The sequence below is a fragment of the Leptospira ognonensis genome (genome assembly GCF_004770745.1).
In the GTDB taxonomy this organism is placed as follows: domain Bacteria; phylum Spirochaetota; class Leptospiria; order Leptospirales; family Leptospiraceae; genus Leptospira_A; species Leptospira_A ognonensis.
In genome coordinates this window covers 51,207-70,549 of sequence record NZ_RQGD01000009.1, presented here as the reverse complement: position 1 = coordinate 70,549, position 19,343 = coordinate 51,207, and the positions used below count along the sequence as shown (strand labels likewise).

The window sequence follows — 19,343 nt, the reverse complement described above, 5'->3', positions numbered from 1 at the left end:
ATGCCTATACCTTTCTCAGAGCCTTTAATGGAGAATGTGAATTATAACTGGCGATATTTTCTTCTTCCATCTTGATCTCTCTTTCTAAATAATCATAGATCGCCTTACTACCAGACTCATGATAAATATGATGGAGGCTATACATAGGAACCGCTTCATAACCTCTAAGGAATTTGTGTTCCCCTTGCGCCCCAGCTTCTACACGCTTCATCTTCCGTTGGATTGCAAAATCTATCAACCGATAATAGCAGCATTCAAAATGCAAATTCGGAATGTGGGAGGTGGCGCCCCAATAACGACCGAACAAATAATCACCGCTATAAAAATTAAAACTTCCTCCGATCGGATTTCCATCGGAATCGGAAGCTAGAACCAAATGGATTCTATGTTTCATGGTTTGGAAGATGAGTTTAAAGAATGTTTTATTTAAGTATGCCTGACCCCACTTTCGCGAATGGGTATCAGCATAAAAATTATAAAAGGTATCTGCATGTTTGTCTTCAATTGCATCACCTACGAGAGTCTGGATGTTTAGACCACTCGCTTCGATTTTTTTTCTTTCTTGGCGGATCGTTTTTCTCCGGTCCTTTACCAGACAAGAAAGATAATCTTCAAAGGTATCATATCCTTTGTTGATCCAGTGGTATTGGTGAGTGACCCTTGGAACAAAACCCACCTGCTTTCCATAATTAAGCTCCTCTTCCTTGCAAAAGAGAATGTGAGCCGAGGATACACCCGTCTTGTCTCCAATCTCGATGTATGACTTCAAAAGCGAAGTTGCAACTTCAGACTTCTTTTCCTCATTTAAAGTTGGTGAAAGTAATATCCTTGCGCCTGTAACGGGAGTAAACGGGACACTGGCAGTAAATTTTGGATAGTAAGGAATGCCAGCCCGATGAAAGGCATTGGCCCATTGGAAATCAAAGATATATTCTCCGTAGGAATCAATGCGTTTGTAAAAAGGAAAGAGGCCGAGAAGCTGATCGCGTTCCGTGTAGGCTAAAATGTGAACGCCCCAATCCCCTCCTTCTCCTATGCATTTGGCCCGTTCCAGAGTGGAAAGAAATTCCCACTCTTGGAAGACAGAATCCTCGGGCACCAGTTCATTCCAACTTTCGGGCTTAAAATCAAAAAAGCTAGCGTGGGATGAAATATTTTCAGACAAGATTGTCATCTAGAATCTTAGACTCTAACTACCCGCTTCCAGTTTAATTTGTTTGTTCTGAATGTGTTCTTTCAATCTCAGCAAACTCTGATTTTCAGGATCAATTGCGATTGCTGAATTTATAATGTTTAAAGCCCTTTCAAAATTTTTCGAAGCAATATAGGCATGTCCAAGATTGATCAGATTCTTAATGTGGTTTGGATCGCGCAGTCTGACTCTCTCTCCGAAATCGATGGCCGTTTTCAAATCGGCCACCTTTCTGGCACAAAAAGCGGTCACATACATGATCTCCGTGTCCATAGGCTTTAGTTCTGAATAATCACGAGCCATGACCTTCGCCTTTCCGTAATCCTTGATCTTGAGATAAAGCTGTATAAATTTCTTTTTAATTTCTGGAATATTTTTATCGAGAGAGTTTGCTTCCTCTAAATACGAAATCGCTTCCTGAAGATCTGAGGACTCAGTCGCAGATTTTGCTTTGGAGAGAAGAGATTTTATATCTTTTAATTTTTCGCCTTCTAACTTTACTTTATCTCTCTCTTCCACAAAGGCAACTCTCAGAAGTGACAGATCATCTGTTAAAGAGCCCACTCCATGAAGCTCTTCGTAAATTTTTTCAAGATCACCTTGACCACGTTCTACGATCCTTAAAAACAATCTTTCATCTTCATTGATGATACGTTTGCCGTCTTCGGTATGTGAGATTAAAAGATCATCTCTCCCATCTGAGCCTGCTATTACGACATCTCCCTGCTCCAATTGGAAAGTACGAATGTAAATTTCACCTGCGACACCCGAGGTACCAAGTTTACGAAACATGAGTTCATCTTCTAAAAAGCTAGCGATGCCGTCTCGGTAGAGAACCATCCAAGGATGTTCGGCATTGATAAAATACATGAGGCCTGTCTCATTATCAACGAGCCCAAGGACGAGCGAGACAAGCATGCTACCATCAAACCCTTCAAATACTTTATGCAATTCAATGAATGTATTTTTAATCCAACGTTCTGGATACGTTTTCCTTGCTTCTGGCGATAACTGAGTCCGAGTAATGATAGACTCAAAAACAGAACCAAGAACTAACGCGCCACCAGCTCCCTGCATGGATTTTCCCATTGCATCTGCGTTTAAGAAAACGGAATAGGTTCTATCATTTAATTTGATTTGGTTGGCAATGTTTAAATCGCCGCCTATTTCCTTGGAATATTGCCTAAATGTGAATTTTTTCTTTTGCTCCAAGAGAAAGTCGATCTGCACACGATCGTCCATAGTATGGTTTGTCGCAAAAGGTTGTAAGAGTAAGGAAGTTAAGAAGTAATCCCCATCCTGTTGGTCTTTTAAAGCCTGCACTTGTTGGAGTGTATTTTCTAATTCTTTCGTTCTCTCCTGAACTTTCTGTTCCAGCTGGCTTGCGTATTGTTGTAGTCTTTTTCTTGCAGCCGCGATGGACCGAACCATGCGATTGAAGGACCGTGCCATAAAACCAATATCATCTTCCACATAGATCTTCAGCCGGTAGTCAAGATTTCCCGAATTCACTTCAGTCAATCCATCGATAATGTCTTCTATGGGTCGAATCAGAGCTCGTAAGAAAAACAATCGAAATCCAAAAATGACAAGTATGGCAATCCCGAGTCCACCAAGCATCCAGGGAATGGAAACTTCATTTTGGTATTCCCGGTAAATGCGATAAGGAAAACCAACTTCCATGACCTTGTTCGACTTTTGATCCACGATGAAATAACTTATATAAAACAAGGCCTTCGGGTTCGACTCTTTATAACGCACAACACCCCGATAATTTCTTTCTCCTCGATGCGGCATGGGTGCGAGTAATTTGTCTATTTTTAAAAACAATTTCTCATCCGTTAGGTTTGAAGTAATCAATTTACGAGCGGCATCATGAAAGCCTGACATGGGTTTATCTTTGATCTGGAAAAGTGCAAGTCCTTTCGTACGTATTTCGTTTGGTGCTAATTCACGCCATTTGTTACGCGTGTAAAGAATCTTTCGTTTCAAACCATCGAGGTAAGTTATTGCTTCTGCACCGGAATTAATCTTTTTCTCTTTGAACGCCCATTTAATCTCTTCAATGTAACCTTCTTGGTCTTCTGTAAGCGATGAGAACAAATTTTCAAGGGAAGATTCTAAAGGCTGACCTGCTTCTAATCTTTCCAATTGAAGAGAAAACCAAACATTCCAAAATTCTTCGATATATTCTTCAGGTTTAAAGCTGTTTTCCTCAACGGCTTTTATGGCATTCCCTTCTCGCTTCTGTAAATCATAAGCAAAATAGAAGGATACATCGCCCGATGCCTCGGAAGAAATGACAGTACTTCTCGCCTGTTCATAATAGATGCGATCAAAGCTACTCTCGGTTTGGTGAATGGAAAAATACGCAATCAACTGGATCACAAGTAAAAATGTAGCGAGCGTGATACCAATAATGCGAGATAAAATCGTCGTTTTATCTTTTGTATTATTGATAAAGGAAACAGTACAAATAAATAAACCTACAACTAAAACTAAATCCGTGATGGTTTGATAAAGTCCTCTCTCGACTGCTCCATCTCTCGACTGCACGTTCAAAATGCCTGGAACGACGGTTATGAGCACGAATGAAAACAAGATTCCCGCACTTGCCAGGCGCGTATCACGATTCATCTTATAGATCTGAAAGACGCCAGCAAGAATGAAAATCAAGAAATAGAAGAGTAAGAAAGCACCGTAATTTTTATAAAAAGCTGGAATGGGAAAGTCCCAATAGTGACCAGAAAAATAAAAAACGCGACCAGCTGACAAACTGATGAAAACAAAATAAAATGTGGTTATGAGGACACCTGCATACAAAATCGCGAGGAGATTCTTTCTGAATTTTGGATGGTATACTTCAGGAAAGGCGAGGAAAAAACCCGTTAGATACGTGGCTCCGAATTGCGCAGCGGGCATCACAAGCCAGCGTAGGTAAGCAGCACTTGGCCCCATCAGAGAAAAACTGACCATATAAGCGAAATGGAAGATTCCCAAACTTAAAGTAGCTAGACCTAAAAATTTCGTGGAAATGGATTTGTCTTTGATCGTAAAAAATAATTGTGCGTTGTAAAAAGTAAAAATTACACCAACGAGTGAACCAAAAGAATAAAAATCAAACGCGATCGGACCCCAAGTCATCATATTGGCAATAGATAATGTATTTCTAATGCATTGTCAACTTTGTTCTCTTTTCCTATAAAAATAATAAATACCTAAGCAAACGGCAACCAGGCACAAAAAAATTGTGATGATCTGGTTGTAGGCTGCTAGCATAACATTGATTTGCTCCCAGTTCTTCCCGAGTTTAAATCCGGCAGAAATCAGAAGACCACACCAAATCGTTATGGCTATGGAATAATAGAATAAAAACGAAAACGGATTCATTTTAGAAATACCGGCAACTATTGCTACAAAGAACCGAATCCCAGCAGAAAATCTCGAGACAATGATAAGAAGTCCCGAGTATTTTCGAAACCCTCCGATCGTTTTTTCAAAAGACTCTTCCTGGTAATGATTTCGAATCCAAGTTGATTGAGAATGCCTTAGGAAATGAATCACCTTCTTTCCGAAATAAAACATGAGCAAAGCACCTGCCCAGTTTCCAACCAGTGTTGCTAGGATGAGTTGCCAGAGGGCAATATCAGTCTGGGGACTACTGGCAAGAAATCCGGAGAAGACGGTAAAGGTGTCTCCTGGCCATGGAGGGAAGACGTTTTCTAAAAAATTGGAAAACCCAAAAAAACATAAAAGGTAAATACCTGGGAGCGAAGTGAGAAACTCCATAAAGGAGGAAAGCTGCGAGACGAGATCCACAACATGGTTTTACGCGAAGAAATAGCAACTAGCAACCAAGAATTTAAAAAAAGATTGGATATATGATCCGTTTCCATTTTGCTTTCCCTATGCCTCGGATTCTTTTACTCTTCCTCTTACCTTTGCTTTTCACTGCTTGCAAAGGTGGTAACTCTTTTGCCAAAGACACCTACGTTTTCGATCGAATTACCATTGCCCGCGGACCAGAACGTATTCCTGCAGCCATCCCAAGGTCGTTTTTGCCTAGTTCTGTTACTTTTATTGACTCGGTCGAGCTTCGGTCCGGCTTTTCGAACCCTAGGGAATCCTACCTACTCTTAGAATCTGACCTAAGCCTTGGCGAAATTCAGAAGACATTAGAAAACAGGAGTTCGCTTGGCGATTGGAAGATGTTACAGAAAGAAGAACTTCAAAACAAAACTTCTTATCTTTTTGAAGGTTTCATTAAAAAGTCTCTTTCTGTCCTTGTCTATGACATGGGCGAGAAACGAGTATTAAAGTATTATTTCAAAAAACAATCTACATATTAAAAAGAAAAAATATGCCCAGCTGGTTTGAAGACAAAAATGAATTCATCGTTTATCTGATTCTCATCTCTTTATTTGCGGGAACGAGTTACATACTATTTTTCGTTTTTAAGCCATACCTATGGGCCTTCTTTCTGGCTATTTTATTTTACGTTACGACAAGAAAAACGCATAAGAAATTAAAATTCTTTCTAGGTTTTCGATTTTCCGCTTTATCTCCCTACATCATGGTCATTGTCATTTTGGCGGGAGTTGTCATTCCTTCCTATCTTATCGTATCTACTATCATTCGAGAACTTTTAAACCTTGTCAGTTATATTCGCAATCAACTCACGGAAGAATCTATTGTCGCTCTGCTACTTAACTCACCAATTTTAACGGATTTTTTTTCCGAAAACGAATTTTTTTGGATCAAGTTACCAGGACTTTATAATGAATACATTGGGGAACATATGGATATCCTCAACCTCGACTCGATTTATAGCTTATTAAAAAACTCCACAGGATATTTGTTAGGTTCCTTTGAACTACCTGGCACTATCATCTTCAATACTTTCTTTAGTTTCATATTACTCTTTTTCTTATACAAAGAAGGCAGTAGACTGGAACATGCCATTTTTAACAACTTACCTTTCCCGCAAGAGATCGAGGAAAGGCTCGGCAAACGGATTGAAGATGCAGTGAGAACCGTGATGCTTGGAAATATGTTCATCTCCCTTTTGCAAGGAGTTTTAATCTATGTATTATTACTTTTCACATCTGTTCCCAATAAATTTTTACTTTCAAGTATCGCTACGATTTTTTCTCTCATTCCTGTCATCGGAACATCCGTTATTTGGCTGCCAGTCGGACTCTATCTGGGGTTGGTTCAGAATGCATGGACAGCTGGCGTACTATTCATGATAGGTGGCGGTGCTGCCTACTTAATTCTGGAAAACTTTGTAAAACCAAAAATTTTAGATAGGAAACTTAAAACACACCCGTTTTTGATCTTCCTATCACTCATTGGAGGCCTACAGGAATTTGGTGTGGCCGGGATTATCATCGGGCCTATGGCACTTACGCTTGTGATCATACTTTGGGATTTCTGGAAAATTTTTAAGGAAACCAGATTCAAAGATTCGGTCAATGTCTGAAAATAAAACCTCTCTCTCGGTAAGCGATGTCAACCGACTTGTCAAAGTTAGTTTACAGGAAGTTGATCAGTTAAAAAATATTTGGGTCAAAGGAGAAGTTTCTAATTTTTCCCAAACAGCCTCTTCGGGGCATATGTATTTTTCTTTAAAAGACAATACGAGTGTCATCAAATGCGCATTTTTTTCCTTTCAGAGTAAAAATTATAAAGGAAGTCCGATCAAAAATGGAATGGAATTACGAATTTTCGGCTCTATTTCTGTTTATGAGCCTGGCGGATATTATAGTTTTTCCGTTCAGAAAGTAGAAGAGATGGGTGAAGGAGACATCCTCCTTCAAATTGAAAAACTAAAACAAAACTTAGCTGCTCGTGGGATCTTTGACCTTTCTCACAAAAAACCCATTCCAAAATATCCAAAACGTTTGGGTATCGTTACCTCGCCTAAGGGGGCAGCCGTTGAAGATATCATACGCATCGCCACGGACTTAAATCCGACGATACAGATCCTTGTTTCCCCTTGTATTGTGCAAGGTGACGAGGCACCCAAGTCCATTCGGCTCGCCATTGAGGCATTGAATGATCCGACCTGGGAAGTGGATGTGATCATCGCTGGGAGAGGTGGTGGATCTTTTGAAGACCTGATCGCCTTCAATACAGAAGAAGTCGTTCTAGCTTTTTATCACTCGAGAATACCTATCATCTCCGCCGTCGGTCACGAAATAGACCGTGTCCTGAGTGATTTGAGTGCCGATGCCACAGCACCAACCCCAACAGCTGCCGCCAAACTTGCGATTCCAAATGTTTCCGATGTGCTCTTACGGATTGAGGAGACAGAGGACAGGCTTGATCGCTCCATACAAAATTTAACAAGAATTTTACGTGAAAAACTAATCGGAATCTTAAATCGAAATGTTTTTCAAAATCCCTTGGCCCTCCTCGAACCGAGAGTCATTGCGACGGATGAAATCACAAACCGCCTGGCACTCTTAGGAAAAACCTTCCTCATTCAAAAGCGAAGCGATTTCGCAAGGTCCGAGATATTAAAGGAACGTATGGACAAACAACTCCGTTCTAAAAAACAAACCTTTGAACTAAATTATTCCAGAGTCGAACATTTCTCTCCACTCGGAACTCTTGCGCGAGGTTATTCGGTGGCAAGAAACGAAAAGAAGGAAGTAATCGCCGATATCAACCAGACGAAAATTGGTGAAAATATTGAAATCATACTGGCAAAAGGTCGCCTAACGGCTGAGATTAAAAATCAAATTAAGGAATAGACAATGACGGATAAAAAATCCATCTCGTTTGAAGATGCACTAAGAGAACTAGAAGATATTGCTGAAAAATTAGAAAAGGGCCAACTTTCCTTAGAGGAATCTATCAAAGCTTACGAAAAAGGCATGGAACTCAAAAAAATCTGTTCGGACCGACTGACAGAAGCAGAAGCAAAAATCGAATTTTTAGCAAAGGGACAAAGTGGAGAGATCATCAAGTCTTCTGTCAAAAAAAAGAAAGATGAAATAGCTATACCTAAGGAAGGAGGAGAACTTTTCTAATTAATGAATGCACAGGGCTTCTATATCCTACTATACTTACTTGCAACAGTATCTATCGGTATTTTTGCCGCCAAACGAGTAAAAAATGCTAAGGACTTCATTCTAGCAGGTAGAAGCCTCCCTCTTCCCATTTCAACTGCTGCCTTATTTGCCACCTGGTTTGGTAGTGAGACCATACTTGGATCCAGCGTCGAATTTGCAAAAGGGGGAACACTTGCCGTCATACAAGACCCGTTTGGTGGAGCACTTTGTTTACTTCTTCTCGGACTGTTTTTTGCAAAATCCTTATATCGAATGCAAATTCTTACCTTTGGCGACTTTTACAGAGACCGTTATGGCAAAACCATGGAATTTCTCGCAGGGATCTGTCTTATTTTTTCCTATTTCGGATGGGTTGCCGCTCAATTTGTTGCCCTTGGAATCATGATGCAGGTCATTTTCGGTATCTCACAGTTAGCTGGTATCTGCATTGGAGCTTTGCTCGTTATTTTTTATACGTTTCTTGGCGGCATGTGGTCTGTATCCTTAACAGATTTCTTTCAATCTATCTCGATTGTCATAGGACTGACATTTGTTCTCTTTGAGATGAATCAAATCCAGCCGATCATTACTACATTGCAAAGCACACCAGAGGGGTTTTTAAATTTTTTACCTAAGCCCGACTACCATAGCTGGACTTTGTATCTATCAGCATGGATGGTCGTTGGCTTTGGCTCACTCCCCCAACAGGATATATTTCAGCGAGTCATGTCTGCTAAATCAGAAAAAGTTGCGGTAAGGGCATCTTTACTCGCTGCTGTCATCTACATTTGTTTTGCGATGATTCCCTTAATTTTAGGACTGCAAGCTTCTATTCTTCTGAAAGATTTCGATCTTAGAGGAGAGCATTCTCAATTGCTCATTCCTGTACTGGTTACAAAATTTGTCTCTCCCACCGTTCAAATTCTATTTTTTTCAGGATTGATCTCTGCGATTTTATCTACGGCCTCAGGTGCGATACTTGCACCCTCCTCGATTCTATCAGAAAATATTCTGAAGTATCTCTTAAAAAAGAAGTCGGATAAAAACCTATTGAGACTTTCTAGAGTGTCTGTCATCATCATCTCATCCGTTTCTTTCCTGCTCGCAGTCGGCAAACCTTCCATTTATGCGCTCGTCGAAGACTCAGGTGGCATATCTCTAGTTTCTATTTTTATACCAATGGTGTTTGGTCTGTGGGTAAAAAAAACAAGTCAAAAGGCGGCTCTGCTCTCCCTTGTCACGGGCTTACTGACTTGGGTCTTACTCGAAATATTTCATAACGATATGACGAGTCATTTTTATGGCACGATTGCCAGTCTTCTTGGCATCTTACTCGGGATCTATTTATTTCCTAGGCAGAAAGAGCTTGTTCCAATAACCAACTAAAGACATCCGTCATTTCGATTCCAAGTGCCTTTGCCTGCTGAGGGATGAGGCTTGTTCCTGTCATTCCGGGTAAAGTATTTGTCTCAAGTACGAATGGAATTCCATTTCTGATGATAAAGTCGGTGCGCGAGTAACCTCGACAACCCAATGTTTGGTGGCAAAGAAGGGTATAGCTCTTCAGCTTGTCCATAATCTCTGTTGAGACCTGAGCGGGGGTGATTTCTTCGCTCGCACCCTTGGTATATTTGGCGGTAAAATCAAAAAATTCAGATTTGGGTCGAATTTCCGTAGCCACAAGAGGAAAAGCTTCCCAGCGATCGTTAACTTTCTTTTCGAGTACTCCAATGGAGACTTCCGTTCCTTGGATTAACTCCTGGATGAAGACTCGATCTTCTGTGACAAAAATTTTCTCGATGAGTTTGATGGCCTCTTCCGGAGTTTTTGCAGGACCTGTGTTCACACTCGATCCTCCGAGAGTTGGTTTTATGAATACAGGAAATGGAATGGGAAGTTGTAAAATCGATCTTTTGACATCCACTTCCTTTTTATTCAATTCGCAAAAGGGAGCCACAGGAATCCCTGCCCGATCAAAGAGTTGATTCGACCTGAGTTTGTCCATCGCCAGAGCGGAAGCCATGACCCCTGAGCCAGTGTAGGGAATTCCGCTGACTTCTAAAAATCCTTGGATGGATCCATTTTCGCCCTGCCCTCCATGAAGTCCGATAAAGATTCCTTCCACTCCAAGCGTCGGTAACAGGTGTTTATCGCTATTTGGCAAAATCTCATTTTGACTTCGAAAGGCAGAGGCGAAATGGTTTTCCGGAAGTTCCGTTGGATCAGGAAACACTGCCTCTGACCGATTCGGGATGATCCATTCCGAATTGGGAGTGATATAGATGGGAAGAACTTGGAATTTGCTACGATCTATCGTTTTATAGATAAAGTAGGATGAGCGTATGGATATGACGTGTTCCGTCGAAACTCCGCCAAAAAGTAATGCAATCTTTTTTCGATTCATGAAATCACTTGATTCCTCACATCAAACAGCCTATGGTGTTCGTTAGTGTCAAATGTTTTCAGGAATCGAAGCTTAATTGTCATATTAGTTTTCCTTTTCCGTCTTCCCTTAGAAGCTAAATTACCTACCACCTTCTCAGAGGACATTCCATCGGATTACCATCAGTTTTGGTTTCTTTACGAATCGGAAAAACGAGGAGCACAATCTAGTTTCTATCTACGTCCGTTCTTTGCAAATTTTAAAGACGAGACGACTGCCTATCGCTATAAAGCAATTCTTTCACCACTTTATTACCGTGAAGAAACAAACCATTGGTATACTTGGACGTCTTTATTTTTTTTCAGTGGAACGGGAATCAAACACGAAGAAGGTGATGAAGAAGATGATATCCTTCTCACACCACTGCTTTTTTGGGGAAAGGGAGACACACCTAAGGAAAATTATGTAAGCATCTATCCCTTTTACGGAAAAATGAAAAACAAATTATCCTACCAAGAGATTCGGTATTTTATTTTTCCGCTCCTTCTCTTTCCTCTCTATTCTGAATGGAATTATAAAACCTACGAAGCCAAATCGATTTTATGGCCACTCAGCTTACGAGGGAAATCGGAAACAAGAGATGAACTTCGGATCTTTCCTTTTTATTCTCATAAAGTACACACCGGGAAGTACAAGCGTTATTCCATCTTATGGCCTTTTTTCCAATGGGGTGAAGAACGTATGGATAAAAAAGAACCTTCCACCTATCACTTATTTTTCCCGTTCTATTTGGCAAAAGACACAGAAAGTGGAAGTCTGAAAAGCCGAGCTTATTTCTGGTTCCCGATTTTGAATTCTTTATTTTCTTACGGGTATGATAAAAAAACTGGACAAACCAATTACTCAGCACTCTTCATTTTCCTCCAATATACGACTTCGGAAAAGAAGGACACGGAAAAATTTGTGATCTTCCCGTTTTACGGACACTCCTATTATGCAGGTAAGAGTGCTGAGTTTATCACTCCCTTTTATATTTCCTTAACACAAAATACAAATCACCTAAAGGCTAAATCTACATTTTTACTTCCGTTTTTTTCTGTCATGAAGCAAGAGTTTGTTGGAACGGGAAGGCAAGATTTTTATTGGAAATTTTGGCCTTTGGTTCGGTATCATCGAGATGCAGAAGGTAATTTAACTTGGAATACCATCTCCCTAATCCCCGTTCGTTTTGAAGCCATGGAAGATATCTGGGAGCCGATTTTCTCTATCGTTGAGTATAAAAAACTCGTAAATGGAGAAAAAAGACTGCACCTCATGACAAGGATCTATTCTCAAAGGTGGTCCGAAAAAGAACTAAGTATTCATATTCCTTTGTTAGTCGAGTTTAATAAAAATGAGAACGGATTCAAATATGACTTCTTTTACGGTTTCTTAGGGATTGACACCCGCGAGGAAAAAAATAAGTTCAAGATGCTTTGGTTTTTAGAAATATGACTTCCTTTTATAAATCTCGCATGGCGCCGACGATTGAAGCCATAGGTTTCACGGTCCTTTTACTCTTCCGTGCCTTTGGACAAACTCACCATGTATTTTTCAAATGGCGGGAAATTTTGGATCAAATGTTCATTGCGGGAGTCGGCTCCTTGTTTGTTGTGAGCATTGTCTCTGTTTTTACGGGCATGATCATGGGTTTAAATACGGGTCTCGGGCTTCGAGATTTTGGAGCTGAGGGTCAAATCGGACTTTTACTCACCATCACTTTAACTAGAGAAATGTCCCCTTTTATGACCTCACTCATCCTTGCTGCTTCGGTAGGCTCTGCAATGGCAGCCGAACTCGGAACCATGAAAGTCTCCGAAGAAATTGATGCCTTAGAGGTCATGTCCATTGATCCAGTCCGATATCTGGTAATGCCTCGGGTGTTTGGATTTTCCGTCATGGTTCCCATACTTTGTATCTATTCCTCAACCCTCGGCATCCTCGGTGGTGCCATTGTAGGTCACTTCCAATTAGGTATCGATATGATTACCTACTTCCAAGATGTGATGTACCGGATCTCGTCCATTCCTGGTCTTAAAGATTTATACGTGGGAGTTCTGAAAGGTTATGTATTCGGTCTGATCATCGCCACTGTTTCCTGCAGCCAAGGTCTAAGAACTTCGGGTGGTGCCATTGGTGTAGGCCAGACCACAAGGCAAGCAGTGGTGACTTCCTTTTTGATGGTCATTTTCTTTGGCTACGTCATCACGGCTATTTTTTATAAATAAGGACAAGATGGATACGATCGCAGTCGAAATGAGAAATGTTCATAAAGCCTTTGGAGATCGTAAGATCCTAAAAGGAATGAATATCAAAGTCAAAAAAGGTGAGACCATGGTCATCGTTGGGCCCTCTGGTACGGGAAAATCCGTTAGCTTAAAGCACCTAACAGGACTTTTAGATCCTGACGAGGGTGAATGTTTTATTTTTGGTGAATCCATCAGCTATTGCAATGAGAAAACTAAGGAACGATTGCGCTCTCGGTTGGGTGTATTGTTTCAATCGGGAGCATTGATCAATTGGCTCACAGTTTATGAGAACGTTGCCTTACCACTCAGAGAACATAAAATTGCCGAGGGACAAGAACTAGACCGAATCGTGATGGAAAAATTAAAATGGCTAGATTTGGTACCTGCGAAAGATACCCTTCCTGGAAACATATCGGGTGGTATGAAAAAAAGGGTCGGACTCGCGCGCGCCCTAACATCCCAACCAGAAATCGTAATGTATGATGAACCGACCTCAGGCCTTGATCCTGTCATGTCGAATGTCATCAACGATCTTGTCATTCGGATGCAAAAGGAGCTTGGACTCACAAGCATCGTTGTCACACACGATATGAGTTCGGCCTACCGCATTGCCGATCGCATTAGTTTTCTTTATGAAGGTCAGGTTCTCTTTTGTGGTACATCAGAAGAACTTCAAAACGCAAACAATCCCATCATCCAACAGTTCATCCATGGTCGAACGGAAGGACCCATGATCCTAGATCACTCCGAATTAAAAGTGGTAAAATCACATTGACGTTTCCATTCCCAAATACCGATAATCAGCACAGATGAACGCACTGGGACGAAGTCTAATCGTCGGTTTTCTCTTTCTCTTTGCTGCTTTGGCCGTAGGCTATTTTACGATCATCACGGAAGGGGGACCATTTCAGAAAGAAGGCTTCCGTCTTTCGGTCTATTTTCCAGATGCCGAGGGGATCAAAGTGGGTGGAAAGGTTACCATTCATGGCGTTCCGTTTGGCTACGTATCGAAAATTCGTCTGGTCCAAATCAGCGAGTCAGGCGAAATTTTGCCCGAGGGAGAGGTAGGCATTGGAACGAAGGTGGAATTGACCCTCCTCCTCAAAAGCCCAGTCAACCTCTACGATAACTACCAAATTACCATCAAAAACGAGAGTTTACTTTCAGGACGTGTTGTCGCTCTAGATCCTGGTTCCAAGTACCCCATCGATCCGAGTTCAAAACAATACCAAATGGATGGCCAAATCGTAAAACAAGTCATTCTCTCTCCCAGTGGTGGAAAGATGGTCCCGATACAAGGAAAAGTCACACAGGACCCACTCGTTTCTCTTTCCGAACTCATAGCCGAGAACCGCGCAGATATTAGAAAGACGATCCAAAATTTTGCCGACATCACGGGTAAGATCAACCAAGGCAAGGGAACGCTTGGAAAGTTGATCAATGAAAGTGACGTGCATAAGTCCGTAAATACCACCTTAGGTGATGCACAGGTAGTCTTAAAAGAAATCCGCGAAGGATTGGAAGACACCAGGGAACAAGCACCTGTTACAAGCTTCATTCGCTCTGCCCTTTCCGCCTTTTGATGTGTTGCACAAAAGAGACACTGTTGTAAAAAGGAGACACTTTTGCTGGTTTTTTTCCCATTTTCGAAAGAAGAATCGAATTTGAATGCTGTTCAGATTGCCAAGAGGCCTCCTTCCACTGCGGTTTGCCACCAATTTCCTTTTTTTCTCTTATTTTCGATCTTTACGGATACCTGGCACGAAGATTGCAGTGTAAGGTTCAGAGTGCAATTGGCTCATTGGAAAAGATAGAAATGAAAATTATACATAGAAAGACGATCAAAGATTCACTCCCACTCAAGGGAATCGGTCTCCACTCGGGGAAAACCGTCACACTGAAATTGCATCCGGCAGAAGCTGGTACGGGACTGATCTTCTTTCTTTATCGTGCGGGCCAAAAAGTCAGGATCCCAATCTCTCTAGACCATGTAGTCGATACAAGCAATGCGACTACGATTGGCGACGGTGGCTCGAACCGCGTGCAAACCATAGAACACTTGCTTGCAGCTGTATACACATTAGGAATCACAGATTGCATTTTAGAAATTGATTCCGTGGAAGTTCCCATTATGGATGGATCTGCTGGTCCCTTTTTGGACGGGATTCGCAGTGTGGGCATCACCGAGCTCAAAGAAACGATCGAACCCATCCGCATCAATTCACCTATGTGGGTGGTCGATGGCGATAAATACCTAGTGATGCTTCCCTCGGACGAATTGAAAGTCACTTATAATATTGATTTTAACCACCCTCTCCTCAAAGGCCAATCTTACACTACGAAACTAGACGAATCCATCCTAACCAATGATATCCTTCCCGCTCGGACCTTTGGCTTTCTAAAGGATGTGGAAGCCTTACAAGCTAGGGGCCTCGCTCTCGGTGGGTCCTTGGACAATGCTGTCGTTTTGACAGACGATGGCTATCTCAACGAAAGCCTTCGTTTTGAAAATGAGTGTGTCAGACATAAAATCCTCGATCTCGTTGGGGATTTGGCTGTCATGGGACGCCCTTTTTATGGCCACCTCATCGCTTCCAAGGCCGGGCATGCTCTCGACATCTCTTTAGCGAAATGCATTATGAGTAAAGTCACGGGAGACGAATTGACGCACTTCAAAAGCAAAAGAATCCCTCTTTTCTCCAAAAGAGAAGCGAATTCTTAGGTAATTTTTTACTTTTCAATCCTGAGTTCTCTGTAAACACTCCTTGCCATGGGTTCCCATGGTTGAAGAGAAAATCATCTTTAAAGGCATCTCTGCCTACCCTGGGGTTGTCTACGGCCAGGTATATAAATGGAAGCCCCATAAAAAGAAACGTGAGGCTCGTACTGGGCTTTCCCCCGCTGAAACGCGCGCGGAACTCGAACTTTTTAAAGCCTCCCTTAAAAAAACAGAACTAGAACTCTCCTCCTTCATCCAAGTCTGCTCCCATGATCCGAACCAAAAAGAGCTTACGGAAATTTTGGAGTCTCAGATCGTTTTTTTAAATGACCCAATCTTTCGCGCCCGAGTGGTGGAAAGGATGCAACTTAGTTTTGAAAGCGCCAATCTGGCACTGGAAACAGCCGTTAGTTCACTCTATGAAGAATTTCAAAGCATTGAAGATCCCTACTTTCGAGAGCGTGCCGATCATTTGCTCGATATCGGCAAACGATTAGAAAAAAATCTAAGTGCAAGCGAACCGGCAGATCCCAATCAAAATTTGCCTTTATCGTATATACTCGTCGCAAAAGAAATCACCCCGTCTGAGATGATCACTCTGGATAAAACAAGGATCATCGGCATCGCCACTGACTACGGTGGTAAAACGGGCCATATGGCTATCATTGCCAGAAATTTTGGAATCCCAACTATTGTCGGACTTAAAAACATCACCTCACATGTGGACGACGACGATTACGTATTATTAGATTCTGTTAAGGGTGAAATCAATCGATTTCCTAAATTTGATGATATCAAGTTGTATGGAGTCCAATCCGAATTCAAAACTCCTCTCCCGACTGAAGATACGCTAAAACAACTTTTGACCAAGGATGGCCATCCCTTTCTCTTAAAAGTGAATATCGATTCTTTAGAAGAGGTAGCCTTAGCAGCAGAGAAAGGTGCGGATGGGATCGGACTTGTTCGCACTGAAATTCTATTCATTCAACATAAGGACCAAAAACCAACCGAAGAGGAACAGTTCCAGATTTATAAACAGATCCTACTGCGCATGGAAAGTAAACCGGTGAACTTCAGAGTCTGGGATATTGGAGCAGATAAAATGGAAAATGGATACGAAGAGTCCAATCCATTTTTAGGGAACAGGGGCATACGCTACCTCCTCAGACATCCTCATTTTTTTAAGGAACAAATCAGAGCCCTGCTTCGAGCCAGTGAATATGGTACGATGTCTGTTATGCTGCCAATGATTACGACCCTTGCTGAAATTTTACAAACCAAAGTATTATGGAACCAATGCATTGAAGAATTGAAAGAACAAGGACTTGAAATCAATAAAAGCATACCCTTTGGAATCATGGTCGAAACTCCTGCTTGTGCCTTAAATCTTCCTTTTATTGGCAAACATATCGATTTTTATAGCGTAGGAACGAATGACCTACTCCAATATCTTTTGGCTGTCGAAAGAAACAACCATACGGTCAACGATCTATATAACCCTTGGCAGGTGGTGTTTTTACTCTTATTAAAAAATATTGCTGAGGTAGCAAAGTCCCAGAAAAGACCAGTATCGATATGCGGAGAGATCGGCAGTGATCCTATGTTCACGTCCGTTCTCATAGGTCTTGGATACCGTGACCTTTCCTGTGCTCTCCCCCTTTTGAAAAAAGTAAGATCAAAAGTGAAAGAATGCTCGACTTGGAAGTCTAAACTTCTCGCGGAACAAGTAATTGATTTGGCTGCCGAAGAAAGGTATACAGAAATCGAAAGCCTTGTGAACCAAACGATCGGTTAACGAACCTTCAACCAAAACCGAATTCTAAACCAGAGTATAAATAATAGCAGAGCTCCAAGCCATGAGGTGACAACAAAGAAGGAAAAAAAATCTGCCTGATCGGTAAACCCACTTAAAAAACCGGATAAATACCCCGCCAAGTAATGTCCAAACGCTGTTGATAAAAACCAAATTCCCATTAACATGCCAGCAGATTTTTTTGGTGCTGTAGCACTCACGAATGAGAGTCCAACAGGAGATAACAAAAGCTCACTCAAAGTATTAAAAAAGTAAGCACCAAACAAGAACCAAACGCTTACCAGTCCAAGACTGTTTTTTGCCTGACACGCCCAAACCATGACTAAAAAACCGATTCCGAGTAGGACCAAACTGAAAACAAATTTGAGGATAGGATCGGGATTCATTTTGTAAACCGAGAGACGATTCCAAGCGGTTGCGAGAACGGGACTAAGTAAGAGGATAAAGAGCGGATTGATCGATTGGAAAAAGGAGGCTGGTATCTCCTTTCCCAAAAGAAAACGGTCCGTATTGCGATCTGCAAATAAATTCATAGAGGAACCCATTTGCTCGAATGCCATCCAAAAAAGAATGCTAAAGAACGAAAGGATGAGAATGAGTAAGATAGAATACCGTTCTCCTACACCTTCCTTTTCACTCAGTACTTTTGATTCGTTGTTGCGTTCATTCGCCCAGATGTGTGCAGGAAGCTTTTGACTGCCAATGTAAAATACACAGATACCAATTGCCATTCCGATGCCTGCTGCTCCAAATCCATAATGCCAATTCACTTTCTCACCTAGACTCCCGCAGACAATGGGGCCTATGAGTCCACCAAGGTTAATGCCCATATAAAAAATCGTATATCCGCTATCGCGTAAGCTTGGCTTTGTTTCATACAACCTTCCGACAATCGTTGACATATTTGGTTTGAAAAAACCATTTCCTAAAATCAAAAGGCCTAGTCCGAGATAAAAAGATTCAATGTGGGGAAATGCTAGAGAAAAATGACCACATAACATAAGTAGCGAGCCGATAAAAATCGATCGTTTGTAGCCCAAATAGCGATCGGCAAGAAAGCCACCTAGAATGGGTGTGAGATAGACAAGGCTCGTATAAAGTCCATAGACCTGCCCCGCTTTTTCATCCGTAAATGCTAGCTCTTTTACGAGATACAGAACCAAAAGTGCTCGCATGCCATAATAACTCATTCTTTCCCACATCTCTGTGAAAAACAAGGTAGGCAAACCTGAGGGGTGTTTCGTTAATTCTTCGTGCGACTTTTCCATTCGATTTCCGTTTTTCCATCTCGCGCATTGATATAACGTGCAGCAGTAAAAAAATAATCCGAAAGCCTGTTCAAATAGATCCGTAAAGGTGAGGATATATCTCCTCCTGCTTCTACATAGGACAAGGTTTCCCGTTCTAGCCGCCGAGAGACCGTTCGTGCAATGTGTAAGCCGGCCGCAAAGGTCGTTCCTCCGGGTAAAATAAAGCTTTTTAAGGCAGCGAGAGATTCGGTCAATCGGTCGATTTCTTTTTCCAAATTTTCTATGTCAGATTCCAAAATAATAGAATCCGTTTGGCCTTTCGGCTTGTAGCCTGCGAGTTCCGATCCAATCTCAAAAAGTAAATGTTGGATCCTTCCTAAAAATTCGGTAAAGGGTGCATCGTTTTTCTCGGAGAATGTCATGATAAATCCTATGACTGAATTCAATTCATCACAAGTTCCATATAATTCCACTCTGCCATCTGTTTTGGACACCTGTTTTCCGGAGGCAAGATAGGTCTGTCCGGCATCTCCCGTCTTCGTGTAGATCTTCAAAAATATACCTTCAATTCACAAATTTTCTTTACAGTGTTAGATTCCAAATGATAGATTCAAAGGGAAAGGCAAAATTCATATGGGAT

At 41.5% G+C, this 19,343-nt stretch carries 17 protein-coding genes; 11 read left to right on the top strand and 6 right to left on the bottom strand.

Annotated features, from left to right (window positions below; translation table 11 throughout):
* Positions 1-4: 4 nt before the first annotated feature.
* The 3 genes from EHQ58_RS02420 to EHQ58_RS02410 are packed head-to-tail and all read right to left on the bottom strand — an operon-like array spanning position 5 to position 5,011.
* A complete protein-coding gene (locus EHQ58_RS02420) occupies positions 5-1,174 on the bottom strand; it encodes a GNAT family N-acetyltransferase (protein ID WP_135621746.1) in 1,170 nt (389 codons plus the stop codon).
* 15 nt (positions 1,175-1,189) lie between these two features.
* Positions 1,190-4,339, bottom strand: coding sequence for a SpoIIE family protein phosphatase (locus EHQ58_RS02415; RefSeq protein ID WP_135621745.1), 3,150 nt, complete (start codon positions 4,337-4,339; stop codon positions 1,190-1,192).
* A gap of 33 nt (positions 4,340-4,372) precedes the next feature.
* Entirely contained in the window at positions 4,373-5,011 is a 639-nt protein-coding gene (locus tag EHQ58_RS02410) for a DedA family protein (RefSeq protein WP_246047066.1), read from the bottom strand.
* Positions 5,012-5,073: 62 nt separating this feature from the next.
* Between EHQ58_RS02410 and EHQ58_RS02405 the strand changes: the two genes are divergently transcribed.
* The 5 genes from EHQ58_RS02405 to EHQ58_RS02385 are packed head-to-tail and all read left to right on the top strand — an operon-like array spanning position 5,074 to position 9,636.
* Positions 5,074-5,541, top strand: coding sequence for a hypothetical protein (locus EHQ58_RS02405; protein ID WP_135621744.1), 468 nt, complete (start codon positions 5,074-5,076; stop codon positions 5,539-5,541).
* 11 nt (positions 5,542-5,552) lie between these two features.
* Positions 5,553-6,674 (top strand): AI-2E family transporter, encoded by a 1,122-nt coding sequence (locus tag EHQ58_RS02400; protein ID WP_135621743.1) that lies wholly within the window; start codon positions 5,553-5,555, stop codon positions 6,672-6,674.
* Positions 6,667-7,950 carry an exodeoxyribonuclease VII large subunit gene (gene xseA, locus EHQ58_RS02395; RefSeq protein ID WP_135621742.1) on the top strand — a complete coding sequence of 428 codons (1,284 nt, stop codon included), beginning with the start codon at positions 6,667-6,669 and terminating at the stop codon, positions 7,948-7,950. Before EHQ58_RS02400 ends, xseA begins: the two co-directional genes overlap by 8 nt.
* A 3-nt stretch (positions 7,951-7,953) precedes the next feature.
* A complete protein-coding gene (locus tag EHQ58_RS02390; RefSeq protein ID WP_135621741.1) occupies positions 7,954-8,229 on the top strand; it encodes an exodeoxyribonuclease VII small subunit in 276 nt (91 codons plus the stop codon).
* A 3-nt stretch (positions 8,230-8,232) separates the two neighbouring features.
* The gene (locus tag EHQ58_RS02385) at positions 8,233-9,636 is read left to right on the top strand and encodes a high affinity choline transporter 1 (protein ID WP_135621740.1); all 1,404 of its coding nucleotides are present in this window, start codon (positions 8,233-8,235) and stop codon (positions 9,634-9,636) included.
* Here the strand turns inward: EHQ58_RS02385 and EHQ58_RS02380 are convergent.
* Positions 9,602-10,654, bottom strand: coding sequence for a D-alanine--D-alanine ligase (locus EHQ58_RS02380; protein ID WP_135621739.1), 1,053 nt, complete (start codon positions 10,652-10,654; stop codon positions 9,602-9,604). The genes EHQ58_RS02385 and EHQ58_RS02380 overlap by 35 nt on opposite strands.
* Before the next feature lie 45 nt (positions 10,655-10,699).
* On the opposite strand from EHQ58_RS02380, the gene EHQ58_RS02375 reads away from it, so the two are divergent.
* The 6 genes from EHQ58_RS02375 to ptsP all read left to right on the top strand — a co-directional run bounded on the left by EHQ58_RS02375 (position 10,700) and on the right by ptsP (position 17,435).
* Entirely contained in the window at positions 10,700-12,127 is a 1,428-nt protein-coding gene (locus tag EHQ58_RS02375; protein WP_135621738.1) for a hypothetical protein, read from the top strand.
* On the top strand, positions 12,124-12,900 hold the full coding sequence (locus EHQ58_RS02370) for an MlaE family ABC transporter permease (RefSeq protein WP_135621737.1): 777 nt from the start codon (positions 12,124-12,126) through the stop codon (positions 12,898-12,900). Before EHQ58_RS02375 ends, EHQ58_RS02370 begins: the two co-directional genes overlap by 4 nt.
* 7 nt (positions 12,901-12,907) lie before the next feature.
* Positions 12,908-13,696, top strand: a complete 789-nt coding sequence (locus tag EHQ58_RS02365; protein WP_135621736.1) for an ABC transporter ATP-binding protein — start codon at positions 12,908-12,910, stop codon at positions 13,694-13,696.
* 34 nt (positions 13,697-13,730) lie between these two features.
* On the top strand, positions 13,731-14,504 hold the full coding sequence (gene mce, locus EHQ58_RS02360) for a mammalian cell entry protein Mce (RefSeq protein ID WP_135621735.1): 774 nt from the start codon (positions 13,731-13,733) through the stop codon (positions 14,502-14,504).
* A gap of 233 nt (positions 14,505-14,737) precedes the next feature.
* Positions 14,738-15,643: a UDP-3-O-acyl-N-acetylglucosamine deacetylase gene (lpxC, locus tag EHQ58_RS02355; protein WP_135621734.1), complete on the top strand. Its 906-nt coding sequence runs from the start codon at positions 14,738-14,740 to the stop codon at positions 15,641-15,643.
* Positions 15,644-15,701: 58 nt separating this feature from the next.
* The gene (gene ptsP / locus EHQ58_RS02350; protein ID WP_135621733.1) at positions 15,702-17,435 is read left to right on the top strand and encodes a phosphoenolpyruvate--protein phosphotransferase; all 1,734 of its coding nucleotides are present in this window, start codon (positions 15,702-15,704) and stop codon (positions 17,433-17,435) included.
* On the opposite strand, the gene EHQ58_RS02345 is transcribed toward ptsP, so the two are convergent.
* Positions 17,432-18,721 carry a peptide MFS transporter gene (locus tag EHQ58_RS02345; protein WP_135621732.1) on the bottom strand — a complete coding sequence of 430 codons (1,290 nt, stop codon included), beginning with the start codon at positions 18,719-18,721 and terminating at the stop codon, positions 17,432-17,434. The two genes, ptsP and EHQ58_RS02345, sit on opposite strands and share 4 nt — an antisense overlap.
* Positions 18,697-19,257 (bottom strand): cob(I)yrinic acid a,c-diamide adenosyltransferase, encoded by a 561-nt coding sequence (locus EHQ58_RS02340; RefSeq protein WP_135621731.1) that lies wholly within the window; start codon positions 19,255-19,257, stop codon positions 18,697-18,699. Before EHQ58_RS02340 ends, EHQ58_RS02345 begins: the two co-directional genes overlap by 25 nt.
* Positions 19,258-19,343 lie beyond the last annotated feature (86 nt).